General features: G+C 74.8%; 17 protein-coding genes. 9 read left to right on the plus strand and 8 right to left on the minus strand.

Going from position 1 to position 21600, the window contains the following annotated elements:
* Positions 1–422: 422 nt before the first annotated feature.
* On the minus strand, positions 423–653 hold the full coding sequence (locus ACZ50K_RS28045) for a chaplin (protein WP_468907997.1): 231 nt from the start codon (positions 651–653) through the stop codon (positions 423–425).
* A gap of 249 nt (positions 654–902) precedes the next feature.
* Complete coding sequence (locus ACZ50K_RS28050; RefSeq protein WP_468907999.1) at positions 903–1844, minus strand: hypothetical protein; 942 nt, start codon at positions 1842–1844, stop codon at positions 903–905.
* A gap of 712 nt (positions 1845–2556) precedes the next feature.
* Here ACZ50K_RS28050 and ACZ50K_RS28055 point away from each other — a divergent pair.
* Positions 2557–3705: a response regulator gene (locus tag ACZ50K_RS28055; protein WP_468908000.1), complete on the plus strand. Its 1149-nt coding sequence runs from the start codon at positions 2557–2559 to the stop codon at positions 3703–3705.
* Here the strand turns inward: ACZ50K_RS28055 and ACZ50K_RS28060 are convergent.
* Positions 3681–5087, minus strand: coding sequence for a M14 family metallopeptidase (locus ACZ50K_RS28060; RefSeq protein WP_468908001.1), 1407 nt, complete (start codon positions 5085–5087; stop codon positions 3681–3683). The genes ACZ50K_RS28055 and ACZ50K_RS28060 overlap by 25 nt on opposite strands.
* Before the next feature lie 454 nt (positions 5088–5541).
* Between ACZ50K_RS28060 and lanKC the strand changes: the two genes are divergently transcribed.
* From lanKC to ACZ50K_RS28080, 4 genes are all read left to right on the plus strand, one after another.
* Positions 5542–8250 (plus strand): class III lanthionine synthetase LanKC, encoded by a 2709-nt coding sequence (lanKC, locus tag ACZ50K_RS28065; protein WP_468908003.1) that lies wholly within the window; start codon positions 5542–5544, stop codon positions 8248–8250.
* A 39-nt stretch (positions 8251–8289) separates the two neighbouring features.
* Complete coding sequence (locus tag ACZ50K_RS28070; RefSeq protein WP_468908005.1) at positions 8290–8427, plus strand: SapB/AmfS family lanthipeptide; 138 nt, start codon at positions 8290–8292, stop codon at positions 8425–8427.
* Between the two features lie 82 nt (positions 8428–8509).
* Positions 8510–10375, plus strand: a complete 1866-nt coding sequence (locus tag ACZ50K_RS28075; RefSeq protein WP_468908007.1) for an ATP-binding cassette domain-containing protein — start codon at positions 8510–8512, stop codon at positions 10373–10375.
* Positions 10372–12216, plus strand: coding sequence for an ATP-binding cassette domain-containing protein (locus tag ACZ50K_RS28080; protein ID WP_468908009.1), 1845 nt, complete (start codon positions 10372–10374; stop codon positions 12214–12216). Before ACZ50K_RS28075 ends, ACZ50K_RS28080 begins: the two co-directional genes overlap by 4 nt.
* Before the next feature lie 58 nt (positions 12217–12274).
* On the opposite strand, the gene ACZ50K_RS28085 is transcribed toward ACZ50K_RS28080, so the two are convergent.
* On the minus strand, positions 12275–12883 hold the full coding sequence (locus ACZ50K_RS28085; protein WP_468908010.1) for a response regulator transcription factor: 609 nt from the start codon (positions 12881–12883) through the stop codon (positions 12275–12277).
* A 413-nt stretch (positions 12884–13296) separates the two neighbouring features.
* Here ACZ50K_RS28085 and ACZ50K_RS28090 point away from each other — a divergent pair, with 413 nt between their 5' ends.
* Complete coding sequence (locus ACZ50K_RS28090) at positions 13297–13689, plus strand: hypothetical protein (RefSeq protein ID WP_468908012.1); 393 nt, start codon at positions 13297–13299, stop codon at positions 13687–13689.
* A gap of 45 nt (positions 13690–13734) precedes the next feature.
* On the opposite strand, the gene ACZ50K_RS28095 is transcribed toward ACZ50K_RS28090, so the two are convergent.
* The 4 genes from ACZ50K_RS28095 to ACZ50K_RS28110 all read right to left on the minus strand — a co-directional run bounded on the left by ACZ50K_RS28095 (position 13735) and on the right by ACZ50K_RS28110 (position 18092).
* On the minus strand, positions 13735–14118 hold the full coding sequence (locus ACZ50K_RS28095) for an STAS domain-containing protein (RefSeq protein WP_468908014.1): 384 nt from the start codon (positions 14116–14118) through the stop codon (positions 13735–13737).
* 2 nt (positions 14119–14120) lie between these two features.
* On the minus strand, positions 14121–15335 hold the full coding sequence (locus ACZ50K_RS28100; protein ID WP_468908102.1) for a cobalamin B12-binding domain-containing protein: 1215 nt from the start codon (positions 15333–15335) through the stop codon (positions 14121–14123).
* 98 nt (positions 15336–15433) lie between these two features.
* Positions 15434–17329, minus strand: coding sequence for a PP2C family protein-serine/threonine phosphatase (locus tag ACZ50K_RS28105; protein ID WP_468908015.1), 1896 nt, complete (start codon positions 17327–17329; stop codon positions 15434–15436).
* 241 nt (positions 17330–17570) lie between these two features.
* A complete protein-coding gene (locus ACZ50K_RS28110) occupies positions 17571–18092 on the minus strand; it encodes a MarR family winged helix-turn-helix transcriptional regulator (protein WP_468908016.1) in 522 nt (173 codons plus the stop codon).
* Between the two features lie 103 nt (positions 18093–18195).
* On the opposite strand from ACZ50K_RS28110, the gene ACZ50K_RS28115 reads away from it, so the two are divergent.
* From ACZ50K_RS28115 to ACZ50K_RS28125, 3 genes are all read left to right on the plus strand, one after another.
* Positions 18196–19419, plus strand: a complete 1224-nt coding sequence (locus ACZ50K_RS28115) for a PP2C family protein-serine/threonine phosphatase (RefSeq protein WP_468908017.1) — start codon at positions 18196–18198, stop codon at positions 19417–19419.
* Between the two features lie 77 nt (positions 19420–19496).
* Positions 19497–20102 carry a MarR family winged helix-turn-helix transcriptional regulator gene (locus tag ACZ50K_RS28120; RefSeq protein WP_468908019.1) on the plus strand — a complete coding sequence of 202 codons (606 nt, stop codon included), beginning with the start codon at positions 19497–19499 and terminating at the stop codon, positions 20100–20102.
* 153 nt (positions 20103–20255) lie between these two features.
* On the plus strand, positions 20256–21548 hold the full coding sequence (locus ACZ50K_RS28125) for a PP2C family protein-serine/threonine phosphatase (protein ID WP_468908104.1): 1293 nt from the start codon (positions 20256–20258) through the stop codon (positions 21546–21548).
* Positions 21549–21600 lie beyond the last annotated feature (52 nt).

Consider the following 21600-nt stretch of genomic DNA (forward strand, 5'->3'; position numbering starts at 1 on the left):
GGGTGTGGGTGGAGCCAGGGGTGGCCGTCACCGCGGTTGCGCCCGTCATGGGGACGGGTCAGCCGCGGCACCGGCGGCTCGACCCCGTCTCCCGCGCTCCTCCCCCGGTGCACCGCCAGTCCATCACCGGGTGCGGGGCCTGGACCAGGAAGGACTACCGGCAGGAATGGCCGCTCCGCACTTCTGCCGGTCGGGCCGCGCGAGCGCTCTGCCGCCGTCCTTGATCTCCGTCTGCTCGGCACGCGCGGGACTCACGGTGAACGTCTCCAGTCCCGGCACGGGGTACAGCTTGGAGAAGGTGACCACGGTGCCGCTCCACGGCCTCCTCCGCGGAGAACGGGGACGCGGGCGCGGCCGCCCGGGGAGGATTCCGGGGGCCGCGCCCGCGCGTACGGGTGTGAGCCCGTGTGGAGCGGCGTCGGTCAGTCGTTGACGCAGGTGTTGCCGAAGGACGGGTTGAGGAGTCCGACCAGCTGGGCGGTGTTGCCGCACACGTTCACGGGGACGTGGACGGGCACCTGCAGGAGGTTGCCGGACAGGACACCGGGCGAGCCGACGGCCGCGCCCTCCGCGCCGGCGTCCGCGGCCGCGGCACCGGCCCCGCCGATCAGCACCGCACCGGTGGCGGCCAGAACTGCCGTGGTCTTCTTCACTGGAACTCCTTCTCGCATATCGGGCCCGAACGGTGACCTCTGCGCCGGCCCTCGGTCGGGCCGACCGCCCCCGTCGGGCAGGCACCCCTCCAACTCGCCGGCACGGCGGACGGACACGGCAATCGGCCCACACCGGCCTCACACCACCCATTAGGCCCACCAGTCCCACGCCGGGGCTCAGGTGTTCGACCACCAGACGGCGGCGTTGAGCGCCGTCGCGTAGGCCACCCACAGGAGGTACGTAACCCCTCAGGCCCTCAGGGATCCGGACTGTACCGATTTCATCCTGTCGAGGGCCATACGCGCCCGGCTGAGCGCTTCGTCCTCGTCGGCCGCGGAATCGCTCAGGCGCTCGTAGGTGAGCTGCACGATGGCATTGCCCTCACGGATCGCGATGACGATCGTCCTCGACACGCCCTGGTCGTAGGCGCGGGCGGTGCTCGCGTCGCCGAGCTTCGGGACCCGCAGGTCCGTGGGCGTCTCGTCCAGCTCGTCGACGGGGTTGTACTGGCGAGGCACCGGCAGACCGGGAAGCGCTGCCTCGGCCGCCGCTTCCGACGCGCAGGCGTAGACGAGGAACCGTACGACCTTGGTGTCCTTGCCCTCCACGCCCCCGTCCACCTCGTACTCGGTGCCGTGGGTGCCGCAGCCGTCCGACTGGTATCTGGTTTCGGTGCGCGAGAACAGGGTCCAGTTGTCGGGCAGGTCCTCCGGCCGGGGCGCTACGAGTTCGATCTGCGCGGGCGTGAGCTGGGATCCTTCCCCGTCCCCGCCCGTGTTGCCGTCTCCCGGGTCAGGGTTGCCGATTACGGGCCCCTGGGAGCTGCCGTTTGAGGATGACCCCTCGTCCGACACGACCAGCTGACGGGTCCCGTAGACGGCCAGGGCCAGCACGGCGACGGCCAGCAGGGCGGCGAGCCCGACCAGGGCGCGGCCCCCGGCAGTGTTGTTGATGGTCAGGGGACCCAGCGAGATGGGACTGTGAGAGACCCGGCTGCCCGTGATCACCACCGTGTCCCGGTAGGAGGAGCTCGCCGAGGAGTCCAGCAGGGCGGCGATCCGGCCGCGCAGGTCCGGGTCGCCGGAGAGCTCCCAGGCCAGCACCGCCTCCGCCTCGGCTCGTGCCCCGGGGTCCTCGCGGGCGGCTTCGAGCGCGGCGAGCGCAGCCTGCCCCCGCCCGCTCCGCTCCAACCCGCCACGGACCAGCGCCGCGAGAGCCGTACCCCCACCCCCGACGGCCAGATCCGCTAAGAACCCCCTGACGGCACCCGCCGCCAGCCCCGAACTATCCATCGCCGTCCCCCTGTTGTCCGCAATCGCAGAGACCATCATCACCACCGACAGCGCCCTCGAACCCGAATCCCACCGACTCGGCGGAGAAGGCCCGGACGGTTCGGGGCGACGAGCAGGGGGCCGTGGCCCGGTGCGTAGGCTCGACGGCACGGTGAATGCCTCGATCAAGGCCAAGAACACCTGTTACTCGTAATTGAGTGTCGTGTCGCTGGGAGAGGGGGCCATAGCCGTCCAGCGTTCTTCGGCGCCGCAATGGTCGCCTTCTCCCTGGGCATCGCATACGCGTGCGTCGCGGAAATCCGCGTGGCGACCAAGCGTGTTGCCCGAGAGGCCGGCGGGCGGTGGGCTGCGGGCTGCGGTGCGCACCGTTGCTTCATCTGGCGGGTGTTGCGGAGCAACGTTCTGGCAACGTTCGCGACTCCTCGGGCGCTGACCTGCCGTGACGTCCGGACGGGCCGTCGGGGCGGGGAGCCGCAACGGGAACGGGTGTTGCCCTGTTCTGCGATCGCGGGCTGCAACGTGCGCGGGCTCGTCCATGCTGGGTCCTCCCCCGGCATCCGCCGGGCGGCGACGAGCCCGTCCACGCGGACGGGGGTGGAGGGCGGGAACCATGGGTGAGTTGCGGCCCCTGGGCAGCGATCTGAACGACGCCTCCCGGGCGCTCGCGGTGGCGCTGCGGGAGCTGTTCGAGGGTCTGCACGTGTCCGTCCGGCGGTACGCCGCCCGGCGCCAGCGCGACCCGGGCACCTTCTCCCGCTACCTCAACGGCACCCGGTTACCTCCGTGGCAGGTGATCAGCGACCTGTTCGCCGATGTCGCCGAACACCGCGGCACCGCGGTGACGACGGAGGCCATCGAGTTCGTGCGCGGACTGTACGGATCGGCCGTGGACGCCTCCTCCTCCCCCAAGCACGCGGTGGAGATCCTGGAGCAGCAGCTCGCCGCCGCCGACCGGATCTCCCGGCGCTCCAGCGTCCGCGGCGACGTGCTGGGCGACGCGCTGCTGGACCGTACCCAGAGGATCGCCGACCTGCAGACCCGGCTCAACCAGTTGGAGGCGGACCGGGCGGCGGAGCAGCGGCGGGCCGACGCCCTCGCGGCCGCCCACCCCGATGTCTCCGACCTGCTCCAGGAACGGGACTCGCTCCAGCGGGAGGTCCGACGGCTCGGAGTGGAGCTCCGGGAGGCGCAGGACCGGCGGGCGGACGCGGAGGACCGCTGCACCCTCCTCGAACGCCAGCTGGACGCGGTCGAGGCCGTCGAAGCCGTCGCGGTGGCGGAGGCGGGCGAAGCCGTCGAGGTGGGCGAGGTGGTGGAGGTGGTCGAGGTGGTCGAGACGCCCGCCGCGTCGTCGACGGGGCAGACCCTGCCCCGGATCCTCATCGTCGACGACCAGCCCAACAACCTCCTCGCGATGACCGCGGTGCTGTCGACCCTCGACCAGGAGCTCGTCACCGTCTCCTCCGGCCGGGAAGCGCTGAAGGCGCTTCTCGACCACGAGGACTTCGCCGTCATCATCATGGACGTGCAGATGCCGGACATGGACGGGTACGAAACCTGCGCGCACATCAAGCGCCGCCCCAAGAACCGGGACATCCCCATCATCTTCCTCACCGCGATGGGCGTGGACTCCGAGCACTCGGCCCGGGGCTACGCCGCCGGCGCCGTGGACTACATCAGCAAGCCCTTCGACCCCTGGGCCCTCCGCGCCAAGGTCACCGTCTTCACCGCCATCTACCTGGAACGCCACCAGGCCTGACCGGCGGCCCGGTCACCCCCGGAGTCCACCGATCGCGGCGCGGCGCACCCCGTGAGCGAGACGGGTCGGCCGGTGGTGAGCCGGTGGGGGGCGCGGCCGTCGAGGAGGAGGACCGCGAGGGCGCGCAGGGGCTGGTGGAGCGGGACGTAGGCGCTGCCGTCCGGTCCGGGCAGCGCGCGTACGCCGTGCAGGGCGAGCAGGTCGGCGGTCCCGGCGTACTGGGCGCGGGTCAGCCGGTAGCCGCAGGGCGGGTCCGCGAGGGTTTCGGCGGCGGTCGCGGGGGCGTTGTCCGCGCCACCCAGCAGGACCGGGTCATCGGTGTGCGCGGCGGCTCCGCGGGCGGTGTCGGAGGCTTCCGTCAGGGGGCGGGCGCGCTCGGTGACGTAGGCGAAAAGGCCTTGCAGGGCGGCGAGTTGGGAGTGGACCCGGCGGCGGTGGTTGACGGCGGGGTCGGTCCGCTCCGCGGCACCGGCGGGGCCGGCGGGCGGTTCGAGGCGGCTTTCGATCAGCAGGGTCACGGCATGTTTGAGACCGGCCGTGTTGCGCAGGATGCGCTCCTGGCCGTCGCCCGCCGACTGGCCGGTGGGGGCACCGGTGACCGGGTCGGTCCGGATGCCGTACGTGCCGGTGGTGTACCCGGCAGCCCGGGCCGCCGGGCGTACGTAGGCGTCGGAGAGCACGCGGGACTGCGCGTACACCCCCGGGTGGGTGTTGAGGTTGCGCGGCCAGAGGTCGAAGAGGTCCTTGTCGTAACTGCCGGGGGTCGCCCGGTACTCGTGCAGGTCGTAGACCAGGTGCGGCCGGTGGTCCCGCAGGACCGCGGCCATGGCCCGCGCCTCGGCGGAGGTCAGGGCGAGGTGGTCGCGGTTGATGTCGGTGCCGTGTGCGTTGGTGCGGGTGCCGGCGGCCCGGCCGTCGGGGTTGGCGTTCGGGACCACCAGCAAGGTGACGGCCTCCAGGAGGCGGCGGGTGGCCGCGTCCCTGGCGTGGGCGAGGTCCCGTACGGTGCTGAGGCAGGCCTCGCGGCCGGCCGGCTCGTCCCCGTGCTGGCTGCACACCAGCAGGATGCGGGCGGGGCCCCGGCCCACGCCCACCAGGTGCAGCGGGCGGCCCTGCGCGGTCCTCCCGATGGTCCCGACCGTGGTGCGGCCGGGGCCGCCGGCGTGCCGGGCGAGTGCGCGCAGAAGGTCCCGCTCCTGGGACTCGCCGGTCCAACGGGCCCCGTACGCCGCCTCGAACCCGGTACGGGGTACGCCGTCGGAGGCGCGGGCGGGGCCGGAGGCCAGGGGCACGCAGAACACGGCGGCCAGAGTCGCGGCGAGCACGCACCGGCCACGCGCCACCGTCCGCCTCCCAGCTCTCCCTGCGCTCCCCGCCCTCATCGACCTCACAGCCCTCACAGCCGTAACGGCCCTCACAGCGCTCATCGTCTGGATCACAGCCCGGTTGTACCGGTCGGCGGCCGATGGCCGCAGCCGACACCCCGGCCTGGAGGAACGGGCGGAGCCTGAGGATCACCGGCCGCGTCCAGGTGCCGAGACGTACGGTGCGGGTGCCGCTGCCGGATTCCCGCTGGAGGACCGGGGCGCCCGCCCGATCGTGCACCGGCACGGGAGATACGGGTGCCGAGCCCGGCGGCCGCGCGGCCTGCGGGCCCGCTCGCGGCCCTCGCACGGTCGCCACCTGCGGAAAGTGGCCCGCGACCCGGGTGGGGACGGGCCTGTGGCGGCCCTTGTGACTCGTGGGTATTGCACAAGTCGTCGGTGACAGGCGTGACTTCCGGGGGTCTCCCGGCGCGTGACAGCGTGGAGCCCGTCACCGACCGAGGGAGCTGGAGTGAACAAGGGGTACGCCGCGTTCTGCGACGCCGACCGCTGGTTCTACGACGCGCCGTACCGGCGGGTCGAGAAGGACTACCCGGCCGCGCTCGCCCCCGTCCCGCAGGGATGGCGGACGCACCGCAGCGGCGACTGGCTCGCGCTGCGCCCCCTCGACACGCAACTCCCCTCCCAGGGCTGGAAGATCCATCTCTCGGCCGGTCTGGACAACGCCGAGTCCGTGCTGGACCGGGTGTACGCCTACTGCGTGGAGCGACGGATCGCGTTCAAGTTCGTACCGAACCGCTATCTGCTCCACCTCCGCAACGCCAAGTACGCCGACCGTGCGGCCAGCGGCAAGTTCATCACCGTCTACCCGGCGGACGAGGACGCCTGCCGGCGCCTCGCCTCGGACCTCGACGGGCTGCTGGCGGGGGAACCCGGTCCGTACGTGCTGAGCGACCTGCGGTGGAACGACGGACCGGTGTACCTGCGGTACGGGAGCTTCACCCTGCGGCACTGCTACGACGGGCGCGGCGAGCTGGTGCCCGCCATCGAGGACCCGGACGGCCGGCTCGTACCGGACCCGCGCGGTCCGGTGTTCAGCCCGCCGGAGTGGCTCGGGACGCCCGAGTTCCTGCGACCGCATCTGGAACGCCGTGCGGCCCTCACCCTCGAAGGGGTGCCCTACACGGTGCAGCGGGCCCTGCACTTCTCCAACGGCGGCGGCGTGTACGCCGGCCAGGACGTGCGGACCGGCGAGCGGGTCGTCCTCAAGGAAGGCCGGCCGTTCGCCGGGCTGGCCGCCGACGGGGCGGACGCCGTCGCCCGGCTGGACCGGGAGCGCCGGGCGCTGGAGCTGCTGGCCGGACTGGACTGCGTGCCCCGGCTGCACGGCACCTTCACCGTCGGCGACCACCACTTCCTGGTCATGCAGCATCTGGACGGCAAACCCCTCAACACCTACTTCGCCCGCAAGCACCCGCTGATCGAGGCCGATCCGGATCCTGCGGAGCTGGCCTCCTACACGGAATGGGCGCTGGACATCCACCGGAAGGTGACGGAGGCGGTCGAGGCGGTGCACGGGCGGGGCGTCGTCTTCAACGACCTGCATCTCTTCAACATCATGGTGTCGGAGGACGAGTCGACAGGCGAGCCGTCGGTGGCGCTGCTGGACTTCGAGGCCGCCGCGCATGTGGACGAAGGACTGCGCCAGACGGTCGCCAATCCGGCGTTCGTCGCTCCCGCCCACCGCCGCGGGTTCTCCGTGGACCGGTACGCCCTGGCCTGTCTGCGGCTGGCCCTGTTCCTGCCGCTGACCAGCCTGCTGGTCATGGACCGGGCCAAGGCCCGGCATCTGGCGGACATCATCGCCGAGCAGTTCCCCGTCCCCCGCACCTTCCTGGACGAGGCGGTGCGCGAGATCCTCGCCGATGCCGATGCCGATGCCGATGCCGAAGCCCATGGCCATACGGATGCCGAGGCCCGGACCGACGCCGGGGCCGCGTACCGGGAGCCCCGGGCAGACCGCCGCGGGCCCGGCCGCCCGGCCGAGGACTCCTATCTGCCGGTCCGGCCGGGGGACTGGGAGGCCGCCCGTGCCTCGATGGCGGCGGCGCTGCGCGCCTCGGCCAGCTTCGACCGCGAGGACCGGCTCTTCCCCGGCGACATGGCCCAGTTCGCGTCCCCGTCGGGCGGGACCTGCTTCGGCTACGGGGCCGCCGGGGTGCTGTACGCGCTCGCCGAGACCGGGGCCGGGCCGTGGCCCGAGGCGGAGGAGTGGCTGCTGGACCGGGTCAAGGACCCTGCCTCCGGCACCCCCCTCGGCTTCTACGACGGACTCGCCGGGCTCGCCTGGACCCTGGAACGGCTCGGCAGGCGCGACCGCGCCATCGGCCTCGCCGAACAACTGCTGGGCCAGCCCTGGCAGTCCGTCGGCCCCGATCTGCACAGCGGTCTCGCCGGAATCGGCCTGGCCCTGGACGCGCTCGGCACGGCCACCGGGGAGGGCGGGTTCCATGACGGAGCCCTGCGCTGCGCCGAGCTCCTGGCAGAGGCCGGAACCGGGACCGGGGCCGGCTCCCGGACCGCGCCCGACCGGGGCCGGGCCGGACTCCTGCACGGTCACAGCGGTGTCGCCCTGCTCCATCTGCGGCTCTACGAACGCACCGGCGAGGCCGAGCTGCTGGAACTGGCCCGCCAAGCCCTCGGCCGGGACCTCGACCACTGTGTGACGAGCGCCTTCGGCACCCTCCAGGTCAACGAGGGATGGCGCACCATGCCCTACCTCGGAGCGGGCAGCGTCGGTATCGGCATGGTCCTCGACGACTGGCTGGCGCACGCCCCCGACGAACGCTTCGCCAAGGCCCGCCCGGAGATCGTCCGGGCCGCCCAGGCCACCTTCTACGCCCAGCCCGGCCTGTTCCGCGGAGCCGCCGGAATGATCCTGCACCTGGCCCGGACCACCACTCCCGGTCCGGGCACCGCACCCGAGGACATCGCGCGGCAGATCGACGCGCTGGCCCGGCACGCGGTCCCCTACCGAGGCCATCTGGCCTTCCCCGGCGAGCAGATGATGCGCCTGTCCATGGACCTGTCCACGGGCACGGCCGGCGCTCTCCTCGCCCTCGGCAGCGCGGCGCCCGGCGGGCGCGCGGGACTGCCGTTCCTCGCGCCGCCGCGCACCGCGGCGACGCCCCCAGAGCCGGTCCCGCTCGCGGGACCGTGACCCATCCCATCGGAACACCCAGTGAAGAGGAAACAGGACATGACGCTTCTCGACCTGCAGTCGATGGAAACCCCCAAGGAAGAGACCACCGAGGCCGCGATGCTCGGCGGCGGCGGCAGCCGCGCCAGCCTGCTCCTCTGCGGCGACAGCAGCCTGAGCATCACCACCTGTAACTAGGCGGGTGCGTGCGGGTCCGGGCGGTGCACCGCCCGGACCTGCGCCATTTCCCGTTCCCGCACCCTCCTGGGAGCCGCCGTACATGACCGCGCCCGAACCCGCAGGCGGGGCCCCGGCCGCCCCCGGCGCCGACCGGGCGCTGCGCGCGGCCGCCCGGCACAGCGCCGGACGCGCCGCCGGTGCCGCCGGCTGTTCGGTGGGCGCCGCCGCGGCAGCCCTGGCCGAACCGGCCGTCCTCGGCCACACCCTCGACCTGCTGCTCCGCCAGGACCCGGCCGGCCGGACCTGGACCCTGTGGTGCGCGGCGGTGATCGCCGCCGAAGTCCTGCTGGACGCCGCCACCGCCCGACTCACCGGCACCGTCGACGCCCGCTCCACCGCCTGGCTGCGTCGCCTGGGTCTGGCCAGGCTGCTGCGGACCGCTCCGCACCATGCCGGCCGCCACTCCCCCGGCGAGACCGCCGCCCGTATGACCGCCCACGCCACCGCGGCCGGGGCCGTCCCGGGTGCCGTGGTCGCCGCGGCGACGGCCCTGCTGCCGCCGATCGGGGGCCTGCTGGCCCTCTTCCTGCTGGACGTGTGGACCGCCCTGGCCTTCCTCGCCGGGCTCCCGCTCCTCTTCCTGCTGCTCACCGCGTTCGCCCGCACCTCCGGGGCCAGCGTCGGCCGCTACCAGGAGATCCAACTCGTCATCGCCGGGCGCCTGGTGGAAGCCCTCGCCGGGGCCCGCACGATCGCGGCGGCGGGCACCGCCGAGCGGGAGCGGGCCCGCGTCCTGGCCCGGTTGCCGGAGCTGGCCGAGGAGGGCCGTCGGACCTGGCGGATCTACGGCAGCACCATGGCGCGCACCAGCGCCCTGCTGCCCCTGCTGCTGTACGTGGTCCTCGCCGTCGGCGGGGCCCGGCTGGCCGCCGGGGCACTCGGCGTGGGCGGGCTCCTGGCGGCGGTCCGCTACGCGGGCCTGGCCGCCGGGGTCGGCTCCGTCACCGGCCGACTGGCGGCCGTGGTCCGCGGCCGGGCCGCCGCCCGGCGCACCGCCGCCCTCTTCGAACTCCCCGAACTCCGCCAGGGAGAGGCCGAGTTGCCTAAGGACGGGAACGGCACACTGGAACTGCGCGGGGTCGGGGTGGTGCGCGACGGGAGGTCCGTCCTTCGCGGGGTGAGCCTGCGGATCCCCGGCGGCAGGACGGCGGCCGTGGTGGGGCTCTCCGGGTCCGGGAAGTCGACGCTGGCGGCCGTCGCGGGGCGGCTGACGGACTGCGACACGGGCCGGGTGCTGCTCGACGGGGTGCCGCTGGACGAACTGTCCGGGCCGGAGCTGCGTCGGGAGGTCGGCCACGCCTTCGACCGGCCGGCGCTGTTCGGGCGGACGGTGGCGGAGGCCGTCGCCTTCGGCGGAACCCCGGCCGGCCCCGCAGACGCTGCCGAGGAGCCGGCGACCCGGGGCCGGACCGGTCGCGAGGACGCACGCGAGGCCGGTCGCGAGGCCGTGCGCGCGGCGGTGCGTCGGGCCGGGGCGGAGGACTTCGTCCGACGGCTCCCCGAGGGCCACGACACCCCGCTGGCGGACGCCCCGCTGTCCGGCGGGGAACTCCAACGACTGGGTCTGGCAAGGGCGTTCTGTCATGCCGGGCGGCTGCTGGTGCTGGACGACGCGCTGTCGAGCCTGGACACCGCCACCGCCCGTCAGGTGGAGCGGGCCCTGGACCGGGAGGTGCGTCCGGGCACCCGGCTGATCGTCACCCACCGGGTCTCCACGGCGGCCCGCGCCGACCTGGTCGTCTGGCTGGAGGAGGGCCGTGTCCGGGCCACCGGCCCGCACGGGCTGCTGTGGCGGGACCCCGCCTACCGCGCGGTGTTCGCCGGAGCCCCGGAACCGCCCGGCGGACGGCCCCCGGTCGCGGAGCCACCGATCGCGCAGCCACCCGCCCGGGAGGAGGCCCGATGAGCGCCCGGGCCGGACGGGCCGAACGGGCCGAGCCCGCCGCCCCGGCCGGGCACGGGGAGTACGGGACCTGGCGCCGGGTCGGCTCCGAGGGGCTGCGCTATCTGCGCGGCCGGACCGGCGCCCTGCGGCGGCTGGCACTCTGGTCGCTGCTGGAGTCCGCGCACACCTTCCTCGGCGGCTACGCCGTCGCCCGCGCCCTGGACGACGGCTTCCTGGCCGGCCGCACCGGTACCGGTCTCGGCTGGCTCGCCGTGGCGGCGGCCGGGGCGCTGCTGGGCGCCCTCGCGCTGCGCGGGGTGTTCGGCGGGCTGGCCGATCTGGTCGAGCCGATGCGGGACGGGCTGGTGCGCCGCTCCGTGCGGCAGGCGGTGGACCGGGCCGTGGCCGATCCGCGCGGGGCGGCGGGCGCGGAGTCGGTGGCCCGGCTGACCCAGCAGACGGAGATGGCCCGGGACTCCTTCGCCGGACTGGTGCTGGTGGCCCGCTCGTTCGTCTTCACGGCCCTGGGCGCCCTGCTGGGACTGGCCGCGCTGGCCCCGGAGCTGCTGGTGCTGGTGGTGCCCGCGCTGCTGCTGGGCACGGCCGGGTTCCTGGCCACCCTGCGGCCGATGGCACGCGTGCAGCGGGCCTCCCTGGACGCCGACGAGGCGCTGTCCGCGCGCGCCGGTGAGCTCGCGGCGGGCATCCGGGACGTGGTGGCCTGCGGCGGCGCGGCGGAGGCGGGCGCGCCCGCGGAACGGCTGATCGCGGCGCAGGAGCGGCTGACCCGGCGGCTGGCGGGCTGGAGCGCCTGGCGGACGCTGGCCCTGGGGGTCGCGGGACGGCTGCCGGTGGTGGCGCTGCTGGCCGGTACGCCCTGGCTGCTCGGCCGCGGGGTCAGCACCGGGGCGGTGGCCGGGGCCCTGACCTATCTGCTCCAGTCGCTGCTGCCCGCCCTGGACGCCCTGATGACCGCGCTGGGCGCGGCCGGCACCCGGCTGCTGGTCGTACTGGACCGCTTCTGCGAACCCCCGCCCCCGCCCCCGGCGGCCTTACCGGGGGCGACGGCTCCGGCCGCCGCTCCCGTGCCCCCTCCGGCGGCCGGGCCCGGTCCCGCCGTGGAGCTGCGGGGGGTGCGGTTCGCGTACGGGCCCCGGGCGCACCCGGTGATCGACGGTCTCGACCTGCTGGTGGCGCCGGGCGAGCATCTCGCCGTGGTGGGTCCGAGCGGCATCGGCAAGTCCACGCTCGCCGCCCTGATCGCGGGCCTGCTGCCGCCCGACCGGGGGACCGTACGGGTGGCCGGGGCGCCGGCCCGCCCACCGACCTCAGCCGGAGCCGGGGGCGGGGCCGGGGCCGGGGCCGGCAGCGCACCCGGTGCCGTGCCGTTGCGGACGCTGCTGCCGCAGGAGGCCTACGTCTTCACCGGCACGGTCCGCGAGAACCTCACCCATCTGTGCCCCGGGCCGGTGCCGGCGGCGGAGGTGGCCGCCGCCACGGCCGCCCTCGGGGCGGACGGGCTGGTGGCCCGGCTCGGCGGACCGGACGCGGTGATCGATCCGGCCCGCCTCTCCCGGGGCGAGCGGCAGCATCTGGCACTGGCCGCCGCCTACCTCTCCCCCGCCCCCCTGCTGCTGCTCGACGAGGCCACCTGCCATCTGGACCCCCGGACCGAGGAGCGCGCCGAGCGGGCGCTGGCCGCCCGGCCCGGCACCCTCGTGGTCGTCGCGCACCGGATCTCCTCGGCGGCCAGGGCGGACCGGGTCCTGGTCCTCGACGGCACTCGGGCCGTGTGCGGCACACACGCGGAACTCCCCGCCGTCTCCCCGCTGTACCGGGAGCTGGTGGGGTGGTGGGAGTGATCCTCGGGACGGTGGGAGCGATCCTCGGGGCGGCGGGGGCGATCCCCGGGGCGGCGGCTCAGACCCAGCCGGCCGAACGCGATATCCGTATCGCGTCGATGAGGTTGCGGGCGCCGGTCTTGCGGGTCGCGGCGGCCATGTAGTTGCGGACGGTTCCGCTCGCGAGATGGAGGGTGTGCGCGATCTCGGCTATCGAGTCGCCCTCGGCGGCCCGGACCAGCACGCTCAGTTCGCGGGGACTGAGCGGCACCGGGTCCGCTTCCATGAAGGCCGAGGCGAGGCTGGCGTCGATGAACCGCTCCCCGGCCGCGACCTTGCCGACGGCCCGGATCAGCCGGCCCGGGGAGCCGTCCTTGTCCACGTAGCCGAGGGCTCCGGTGCGGAAGGCCCGTTGCAGGGGTCCGGGCGCGTCGGTGCGGGCCAGGACCAGCAGGGCGGCGGGCGAGCCGGGTAAGAGCGCTCCGGGGCCGGAGTCGGCGAGCAGTCCGGCGGCCAGCCTCGGACAGTCGAGGTCCCCCACGACCACGTCGGGGCGTAAACACTCCGCCTGGCGTGGCGCGGCCCGCCATCCGGCCGAGGTGACCTCGAAGCCTCCTTCCGATCTCAGCAGTGCGGCCAGGGCGGACCTGACGAGGCTCGCACTGTGCAGGACCAGGACCTTGGTCATCTTGTTCCCCTCCGACGACAGTCGATCAGCTCTGAGCGGGTGCCCCGCCATGGGGAGGTCGGAACGTGGCGGGGGGAGGCGCGCGGGCGCACATGGCCGAACCCGGGTGCTCCGGCACGCTCCCCCGCCCCCGTCCCGCGCCGTCCGACCTGAGGGAAGGTCCGGCGCACGGTGCCGGGGACACCCGGCGCGGATCATCCGGATCGGCCAGTTCCGCACGCCCGCCGGCGGCGCTGCCCGAGCGGCGGTGCGCCGGTGGGCTGCCGGTCGGTGCGCGGGCCAGGCGGGTGATGTCGGGTCACGGTCGGCCGACAGCGGGCCGGGTGCTGCGCCGGCCGGGCGTCCGGCTCGGCGAGGGTGGTCGGGCCGTGCGCGGCCCGTCCGTGGGCCGCCTTCACAGGGAGAGAGCGTCCATGCGCCGTTCCGGGACCATCCTGCTCGCCACCGCCGCCCTGGCCGGATCCTTCGCCGTGCCCGCCGTCGCCGTGCCCGCGGCCGTCGCGCCCCCGACCCCCATCACCTCCCCGTACGTCCAGGCCGCCGCGGAGGTCTCCGCCTCCGGGACCCTGCTCCGGGCGAAGAACATCGGCTGGGTGCGCCGCATCGACACCGGCCGGTACTGCGTGAACGTCAGCGACCGGGTGAACGTCGCGTTCAGTCTGGTGCAGGTGGAACTGCCCAACTCGAACCGGCGCAGCTTCAGCACCGAGCCGAACACCCGCTGCGGGGCCAACTCCGTCACCGTCTACACCTACGGCCTGAACGGCAACTACGTCGACAACGCGTTCACCGTGGCCGTGCTGTAGCGACCGGCCGGCGGACCGAGCCGGGTCGGCGGTGGTCCGTGGTGGTCAGTGGTGTTCGCCGAAGCGTTTCTCGTGGGCGGCGGCGGGCGGCGGGCCGGTCAGGTGGGCGAGCGTGCCGGTGAGGGTGAGCAGCCGCTCCAGCCGTGCCTGCCTGCCGTCGAGGTGCAGCCGGATCCCGGCCGCGCTGGTCCGCCGTCTGACCATCAGCAGCGCGGACAGGCCCATGGAGTCGCACACCAGCAGGTCCGTGCAGTCGAGCCGCAGGTGCCGTGCGCCCGGGTGGTCGCCGAGCTGCCGCTCCACCAGGGAGAGGAGTTGGCCGGCGGTCTCGTGGTCGAGGTCTCCGGCGATGGCGATGCCGATGCTCCGGCGGTCCGGGTCCGGAGCGGAGGGCGTCAGGGTCAGTGGGAGGGGCGGTGGACAGGTCATGACTACGCTTCCGGGGCGGGGGCGGACTGGGCGGGGGCCGGCCGGACGGGGGCCGGCGGGGCCTGGACGGGACCGCCGGGGGCGGTCCGCGACCGGGCCGGCGGCGGGGCGGCCCGGGCCGCGGCCCGTCCTTCCAGGCCTTCGGCGGCCTGCCGGATCAGCCGGGTGGCCCGGGGGAAGTCGCCCAGTTCGGCCCCGAGGAGGTGCAGGGCGGGGAGCAGGACGGCGGCGGGTACCCGGCGGGCGGCGAGGATGTCCGCGGTCCAGTGCAGGAAGCCCGTGAAGAGCTCGGTGTCGTCGACGTACAGCGCGGCGCCCAGGAACTCGACGATGTGGGCGATGTCGACGGCCGTCTGGTGGAGCTGCCACTCGGTGTAGTGGCGCATGGCCGGGATGCGGTCGCCGAGGCCGGCCATGACGGCTTTGACGAGCTGTGGGGCGGACCGGGTGACCAGGGTGTACTCCTGGTCACGGAGATGGGGCAGGTCCTCGGTGGGGTCGTGTTCGAGGGGCGGCCGGGGCAGCCGGCCGGCGGCCATCCGGTCGGCGGCGGCCCGGGCGTCGGGGGCCCAGCCGTCCGCGCCCAGCAGCCGGGCGTAGCGGCCGTCCGGGCCGAAGGCGGCCCCGCCGACGAGGACGGGGACGCCGGCCGCCTGGCAGGCGGCGATGGTCGCGTGGGCGGCGGGCAGCCGGGTGGGGAGCGAGCTGGACAGGGCGACCGCTTCGGGCCCGGTGCGGTGGATGTGGGCGACCAGCCGGGGGGCGGAGACCTGGGTGCCGAGGTGGTCCACCCGCCATCCCCGCAGGCGCAGCACCTCGGAGAGCAGTCGGGCGGGCAGGCCGTGCCATTCGCCGTCCACGCAGGCGACGGTGAGGGGGGCGGGCCGTGGCGGGGCCGGGGGGCGGGCGGCCGGGTGGGCGAGGAGGGCGGTGACGGCGCGTTCGTTGATGGCGGTGGCGGCGTGTTCCTGGGCGACGGTCAGCCGGTTGGCCGCCCATTCCTCGCCGACCCGGCGCTGTACCGCGCCGATGACGTCGAGGAGGACGCTCTCGGCTCCGGTGCCCGCGTCCGCGGCGGCCAGCACGGCCGCGCCGGCGGCCACGTCGTCCTGGGCGAGGGCGGCGGACCAGAGCCGGTCGACCCATACCCCGGCCGGTCCGGCCCCGGGGGCGCGGGTGTCGGAGGCGGCCGTCGGGGCTCCGGCGGGCGCGTCCACCGTGGCCCCTGCGGGCGGGGACCCGGCGGGCGGGGTCGCGGGTTCCGGGCCGGGAGTCGTCGCCTGGTGGCCGTACTCCCGACGGGGCGCGCGGTGGGTCACGAGGTGTACCTTCCGGGGCCGTGTCCGCCGACGGCGCTGAGATGGTGGGTGCGCGGCGCGGTGACGGCGACGACCGCCATGTCGTCGTGCCGGCCGCTGCCGATCCAGTGGGCCGCGAGCATGTGCAGGCGTTCCACGATCGCCTCGGCGGGCAGACCCGCGCATTCGGACAGGGCGCGCTTGAGGCGCTGTTCGCCGTAGAGCTCGTCGCCGAGCGGTCCGCCCTTGGCCTCGGTGAACCCGTCGGTGAACAGGACGCAGGTCTCGCCGGGGCCGAGTTCGGCCGTGACGGTGGTGGCCTCGACGTCCGGGAGGGCGCCCACCAGGGTGCCGCGGGTGGAGACTTCCTCGACCCGGCCGTCGGCCCGGACGATCAGGGGCGGCGGATGGCCGGCGCTGGTGAGGCGGAGCCGGACCTTGCCGTCCCGGCGGGCCACCGAGGCGAGCACCAGGGTGGCGAAGCGGGCGTGGTGGGAGTTGAGGAGTGCGCCGTTGAGGAGCCGCAGGACGCGCTGGTGGTCGGCGGCCATCGGGAGCAGCGCCTGGAGGGTGTTGCGGATCTTGCCGGTGAGGACGGCGGCGTCGAGGCCCTTGCCGCACACGTCGCCGAGGACGACGAAGACCTCGCCGGGGCCGGGTTCGGCGGGCCGGCCGCCGTTGCCCGCGGACGGGGCCGGGCCCGGGACTGTGGCCGCGGGGGGCTCCGGGGGCTGGGTGTCCGCCGGGGCCCGGATCGGGGCGGCGGCCCTGGCGGTGGCGGTGCCGGTCGCTGTCGTCGCGGTGGCCGTCGCGGTGGCCGGGGCCGTCGCGGGGTGGACGTCGTAGAAGTCGCCGCCGATGCGTTCCCCGTCGCCGGAGGGCCGGTAGCCGCCGGCGAACTCGATGCCGTCGATGTGGTGGAGCACCGGGGGCAGCAGGTCGCGCATCAGGGTCTCGGTGATCGAGCTCTGCTCGGTGTAGAGACGGGCGGCGGACATCGCGGCTCCGGCGCGGGCGGCGAACAGCCGGGCGAAGGCCTCCTCGTGGTCGTCGAAGACGGCTTGGTCCTCGCGGCGCAGCAGGACCAGTGCTCCGGCGGGGACCCCGGGGCCGGGCAGTGGGGTGACGGCGATGGATCCGACGCTGCCGAAGCCTTCCGGGAAGACCCAGGAGGGGGCCGCCGCCGGGTCGACCCAGCGGGAGGGGACCGGCGGGAATCCCTGGAGGGCTTCGGCGAGGCCGGGCAGTTCGGCGGGACGCAGGGCGAGCCGGGTGGCGCGGGGCTCGCCGCCTCGGGCGCAGAACACCACCGGGTAGGTGCGGCCGACGGCCGGTCCGATGACCAGGGCTCCGTCGGCGAGGTGTTCGGCGGCGAGCTGGGCGGTGACGGCCATGCAGCGGTCGACGTTGAGGGAGGAGAGCAGGGCGTTGGAGGCCCTGCCGAGGAACTCGGTCCGGCGTCGTTCCACGGCGAGGGCCTCCGCGGTGGCCAGGTGCTCGGTGTCGTCGATGAACCACCAGGCGGTGTTCCCGCCGTCGAGCCGGGTGGGGTACGCGGCGAAGGTGCGGTCGCCGACGGTGCCGCGGACCGCCTCGCCGGGCGCGGAGCCGGCCGGCGCCTCCGGCTGCGCGGCAGGCTGTGCCGCGGCCTTTCCGGCCCGGTCCCGGCCGGTGTGCGGCTCGGCCCGGCCCGGTGTCGCGACGGGCTCGGCCTGGGACGGGATGGCGACGGGCTCGGTGGCGGGCAGGTGTGCGTGGGCGCGGCCCACCCAGCGTGGCACGGCCGTGGTGAGCTCGGCACCCTCGTGAGCGGACGGGAAGAGTCTGGCGGCCGCGCGGTTGACCAGGGAGAGCCGGCCGTAGGGATCGACGACGATGACGGGGCTGGGCGCAGCGGCCCAGACCGCTCCCATGAGAGCCGGGTGCGTCTGTACGGATTGCCCTGGGGCAGTGGTCATGGTCGAGGACCCGCTGTGCGAATCCCTCACCTCTTCACGTTCGACAGCAAAACAGTTTCCCTTCGGCAACCATCCACCATCGGCCGGTGCCCGCGCAATCCCGCTCAGGCCCGTACGCGGCCCCGTCACCCCTATTCGTGACGTTCCGCACGGGTGTCCACCACAAGATCGGGACCGGGGCGGAAGGCCCCTCCCGTCAGGCCGTTCGGGCGGTCCGGGCCGTCCGGGCCGGGTGGCCCCCGGCCTCGGCGGACAGCCGCAGCGGGGCCTCGACGGCGGCGCAGAAATCGGCCAGTCCGACCGCCAGGGCGGCCCTGGACGAGGCCGACATGGCCGCCATCGCCTCCGTCAGGACCTCCTCCCGGCGGGCCCGCAGGCCCCTCAGGTACTCCCGGCCGGCGGCTGTCAGCACCAGCCGGCTCTCCCGGCGGTCGTCGGGCCAGGGATGGCGTTCGAGGAATCCGACGGCCTGGAGGCGGTCGCAGAGCCGGGTGACGGAGGGCGGGGCGGCGCCGACCAGCCGTCCCAGGGTGCGCAGGTTCATCTCCCCGTCCGCCTCGATGTGGAACAGGACACGGGCCTGGGCCGAGGAGACGGGCGGGGCGCAGACCGTGTCCCGGCCGCGTTCCCACACGGTCTCCAGCAGCTCGATCAGCCCACTCATCTCCGCCACCGCCGGAGCGGCGTCCCCGGAGGTGACCACTGGTCCCCGAGTCATGTGACACTCCCTACCGAATGCACGGGCCGCCCTCCCCCGAGGAGGCGCGGCTCCATGGTGCACCCCCATTTTCGCAGTTGCGGGAAAGGCAGGAGCCAGACCGGTGTCACGACCCGAGGGAGTGGAGCGCGTTCTGCGGAACGCGGCTCCGCACGAGCTGTTCGACAAGGTCCGCGAGGTGCTGGAACTTCGCTACGGGGCGAGCTCGGCCACACTGCTGATGGCGGACTACGCCATGACCCGGCTCCAGCCCGTCATCGCACTGCCCCTCACCGCCGATCCGGTGTCGGTGCACGGCACCCCGGCGGGCCGGGCCTTCGGTTCCCAGGAGCCGTACGTGGTGCCGGGGAGCGGCGAGCTGACCGTGCACCTGCCGGTGAGCGTGCGCGGTGACCGGGTCGGTGTGCTGAGCGCGGTCTTCCCCGACGCGGCCCGGGCGCCGGAGCGCCTCGGTGAACTCCAGGACATCGCGGACGCGTTGGCCCACGAGATCCTGGTCGCCGAACGGGACACCGATCTCTTCCTGCGGGCGCGCCGGGCGACCCGGCTCACCCTGGCGGCCGAGATGCAGTGGCAGCTGCTGCCCGGCCGGTCCTGCTCCCGGCCCGAGTACGACCTCGGCGGCCAGCTGGAACCGGCGTACGCCATCTACGGGGACAGCTTCGACTGGTCGGCCTCGCCCGACCACCTGACCCTGACGGTCAACAACGGCATGGGCGAGGGCGTCGAGGCGGCCCTGCTGACCAATCTGGCGGTCTGTGCGCTGCGCAACGCCCGCCGGTCCGGGCTGGGTCTGATCGACCAGGCCTCGCTGGCGGACCAGGCCGTGTACGGGCACTACCGGGGGCACCAGCACCTGGCGATGCTGCTGCTCCGGTTCGATCTGGAGACCGGCGAGGTCGATGCCATCGACGCCGGGTCCCCGCGCATCTGGCGGCTCCGGCAGGGGGTCGTGGAGCCGGTGGAGCTGGAGCCGCAGCTGCCGCTGGGCATGTTCGAGGACACCGTCTACACCTGCCAGCGGTTCCGGGTGGAGCCCGGGGACCGGCTGTTCTTCCTCAGCGACGGGGTCTACGACGTCGCCTCCCCGTCCGGGGAGCTCTACAGCCTGCACGCCCTGGCCCGGGCCGTGATGAACACCCGGCTGCTGCCGCCGTCCCAGGTGCCCCGGGCCGTCCTGGAGGAGCTGTCCGGCCACCGGGGGGAGGCGCAGGCCGCCGATGACGCCATGGTGGTCTGCCTCGACTGGCACGGCCGGCCGGCCGGAACCGGGGAGACCCGGGAGACCGGGGAGGGGAACGGGCCGGGAGACGGGGACGGGCGGTAGACGGGGACGGGCGGTAGACGGGGACCGCCGCTGAGCCGGACACGACATCTCGGGGCGGACGGTGGCACAGTGGCTGCATGACCCGTACCGGCGGTCCACCTGGTCCACCCGGCCCCTCCGGCCCGTCCCGTCTCTCAGGTCTCACCGGCCCGGCGGGTGCGGCCGGTCCGTCCGGGGGCCCCGCGGAGGAGATCAGCGCGGCCGCGGAGCTCCTGGAGGTGCTGCGCGCCCGGGGCCAGGACGCCCCGACACCGGCCGTGTCACCGTCCCAGATGCGGGCGCTGCTGGCCGTGGAGGGCTCCGAGGGGATCAATCTGCGGACCCTGGGCTCGGTGCTCGGCTCCAGACCCCCCTCGGTGACGAGGCTGTGCGACCGGCTGGAGGCGATCGGGCTGCTGCTGCGCGAGCCCAGTCCCGTCAGCCGGCGCGAGGTCGGGCTCCGGCTGACCCCGCGCGGGCGGGCGCTGCTCGACGAGCACCGGGCCATCCGGCTGCGCGAGCTGGCCGCGGTGCTGGACCGGATGCCCGCCTCGGCCGTGGAGGCCCTGGTGGTGGGGCTGACGGCGTTCCGGCAGGCCGCGGCGCACGGTTTCGCGGCCCGGCCGGAATCCGGCGCGCCCGGCCGGGACGATCCGGACGGGCCCGATCCGCCCGCCCCCGCGGTACTGCCGGACTGCGCCTGACGGTCCGCCGCCGTCGCTTTCGGACAGAGCAGAGTAATTGACTTCTTCAAACATTGCCCAACGGCAAATGATCCTCCTAAGCTGGCCCCCAGGCGCAACCGTGCGTCCTCCGTGGGGTCTCGTCGTCCCGTGGCGAGAAGGGAAGACCACGCCATGGGCACCGGGACCGCTCTCGATCTGAACGCACCGCATCCGGGCAGCCGCGGCCCGGCCCGGCCGGCGCCGCCGACCGCCCCCGTGCGGGCCGCCGAGGACCCGGACCCCTCCGTCGCCCTCTGGAACGGCAAGCCCCCGTACGTCCTGCTCATCGAGGACGACGAGGGGGACGCGGTCCTGGTCGAGGAGCTGGTGGAGGACAGCGGGATCGAGGTCCGGCTGGGCCGGGCCCGGTCGCTGTCCGACGCCCTGGCGCTGATCGGATCCGAACCGCCGCAGTGCGTCCTGCTGGATCTGCACCTGCCCGACGCCCAGGGACTCGACGGCCTCGGCAAGGTGCTCGCGGCCTCCGCCGAGACCGCCGTGGTCGTCCTCACCGGGCTTTCGGAGGAGCAGGCCGGACTGGGCGCCGTCGCCGCCGGCGCCCAGGACTACCTGGTCAAGGGCCGGCTGGAGCCGGACGTGTTCATGCGGGCCATCCGCTACGCCATCCAGCGCAAGCGGACCGAGCTCGCCGCCGTCGCCCTCCAGGCGGGACGGCTGCGCGCCGAGGAGAACGCGCGTCTCGAACGCGGACTCCTGCCGACCCCGCTCCTCCTCGACGACTCGGTCGCGGTGTGCGCCCGCTACCAGCCCGGGCGCGCCCAGTCGCTGCTCGGCGGTGACTTCTACGACGTGGTGCAGACCCCGGACGGGGCCACCCACGCCGTCGTGGGTGACGTCTCCGGGCACGGCCCGGCCGAGGCGGCGCTCGGGGTGTGCCTGCGGGTGGCCTGGCGGGCCTTCGTGATGGCGGGCGCCCGGGGCGCGGAGCTCCTCCAGCTGCTCCAGCGGATCCTGCTCGCGGAACGGTCCGGCCCGGAGATCTTCGCCACACTGGTGTCCGTGACCCGTCCGTCCGCGTCCGCCGACCTCGCGGTACAGCGGGCCGGGCATCCCGGATTCCTGATCCGGTCCGCCGCCGGGGTCGATCTGCGGGAGGTTCCGGGCGGCCCGGCCCTGGGCATCGTCCCCGGACCGGACACGGTCTGGCCCGTCACCGATGTGCCGCTGGAGGCGGGGGGTGCCGTGATGCTCTTCACCGACGGCCTCATCGAGGGGCGGACCGGGCCCGGTTCCGAACGCCTCGAAGAGCAGGGGCTCCTCGACATAGCCCGCCGTCACCACGACCTGCCCGCCGAACCCTTCGTCGACACCCTGATCCGCACGGCGCAGGGCCTGGCCGCGGACTGGGGCGGCCTCGCCGACGACGTCGCCGTCCTCCACCTCGAATGGAACACCCCCAAGTGACCCTCCCCCGACAGTCCGCGGACGGCGTCCGAGACCCCGCGGCGGCTCCGTC

Source organism: Streptomyces sp. NPDC033845 (genome assembly GCF_055576225.1).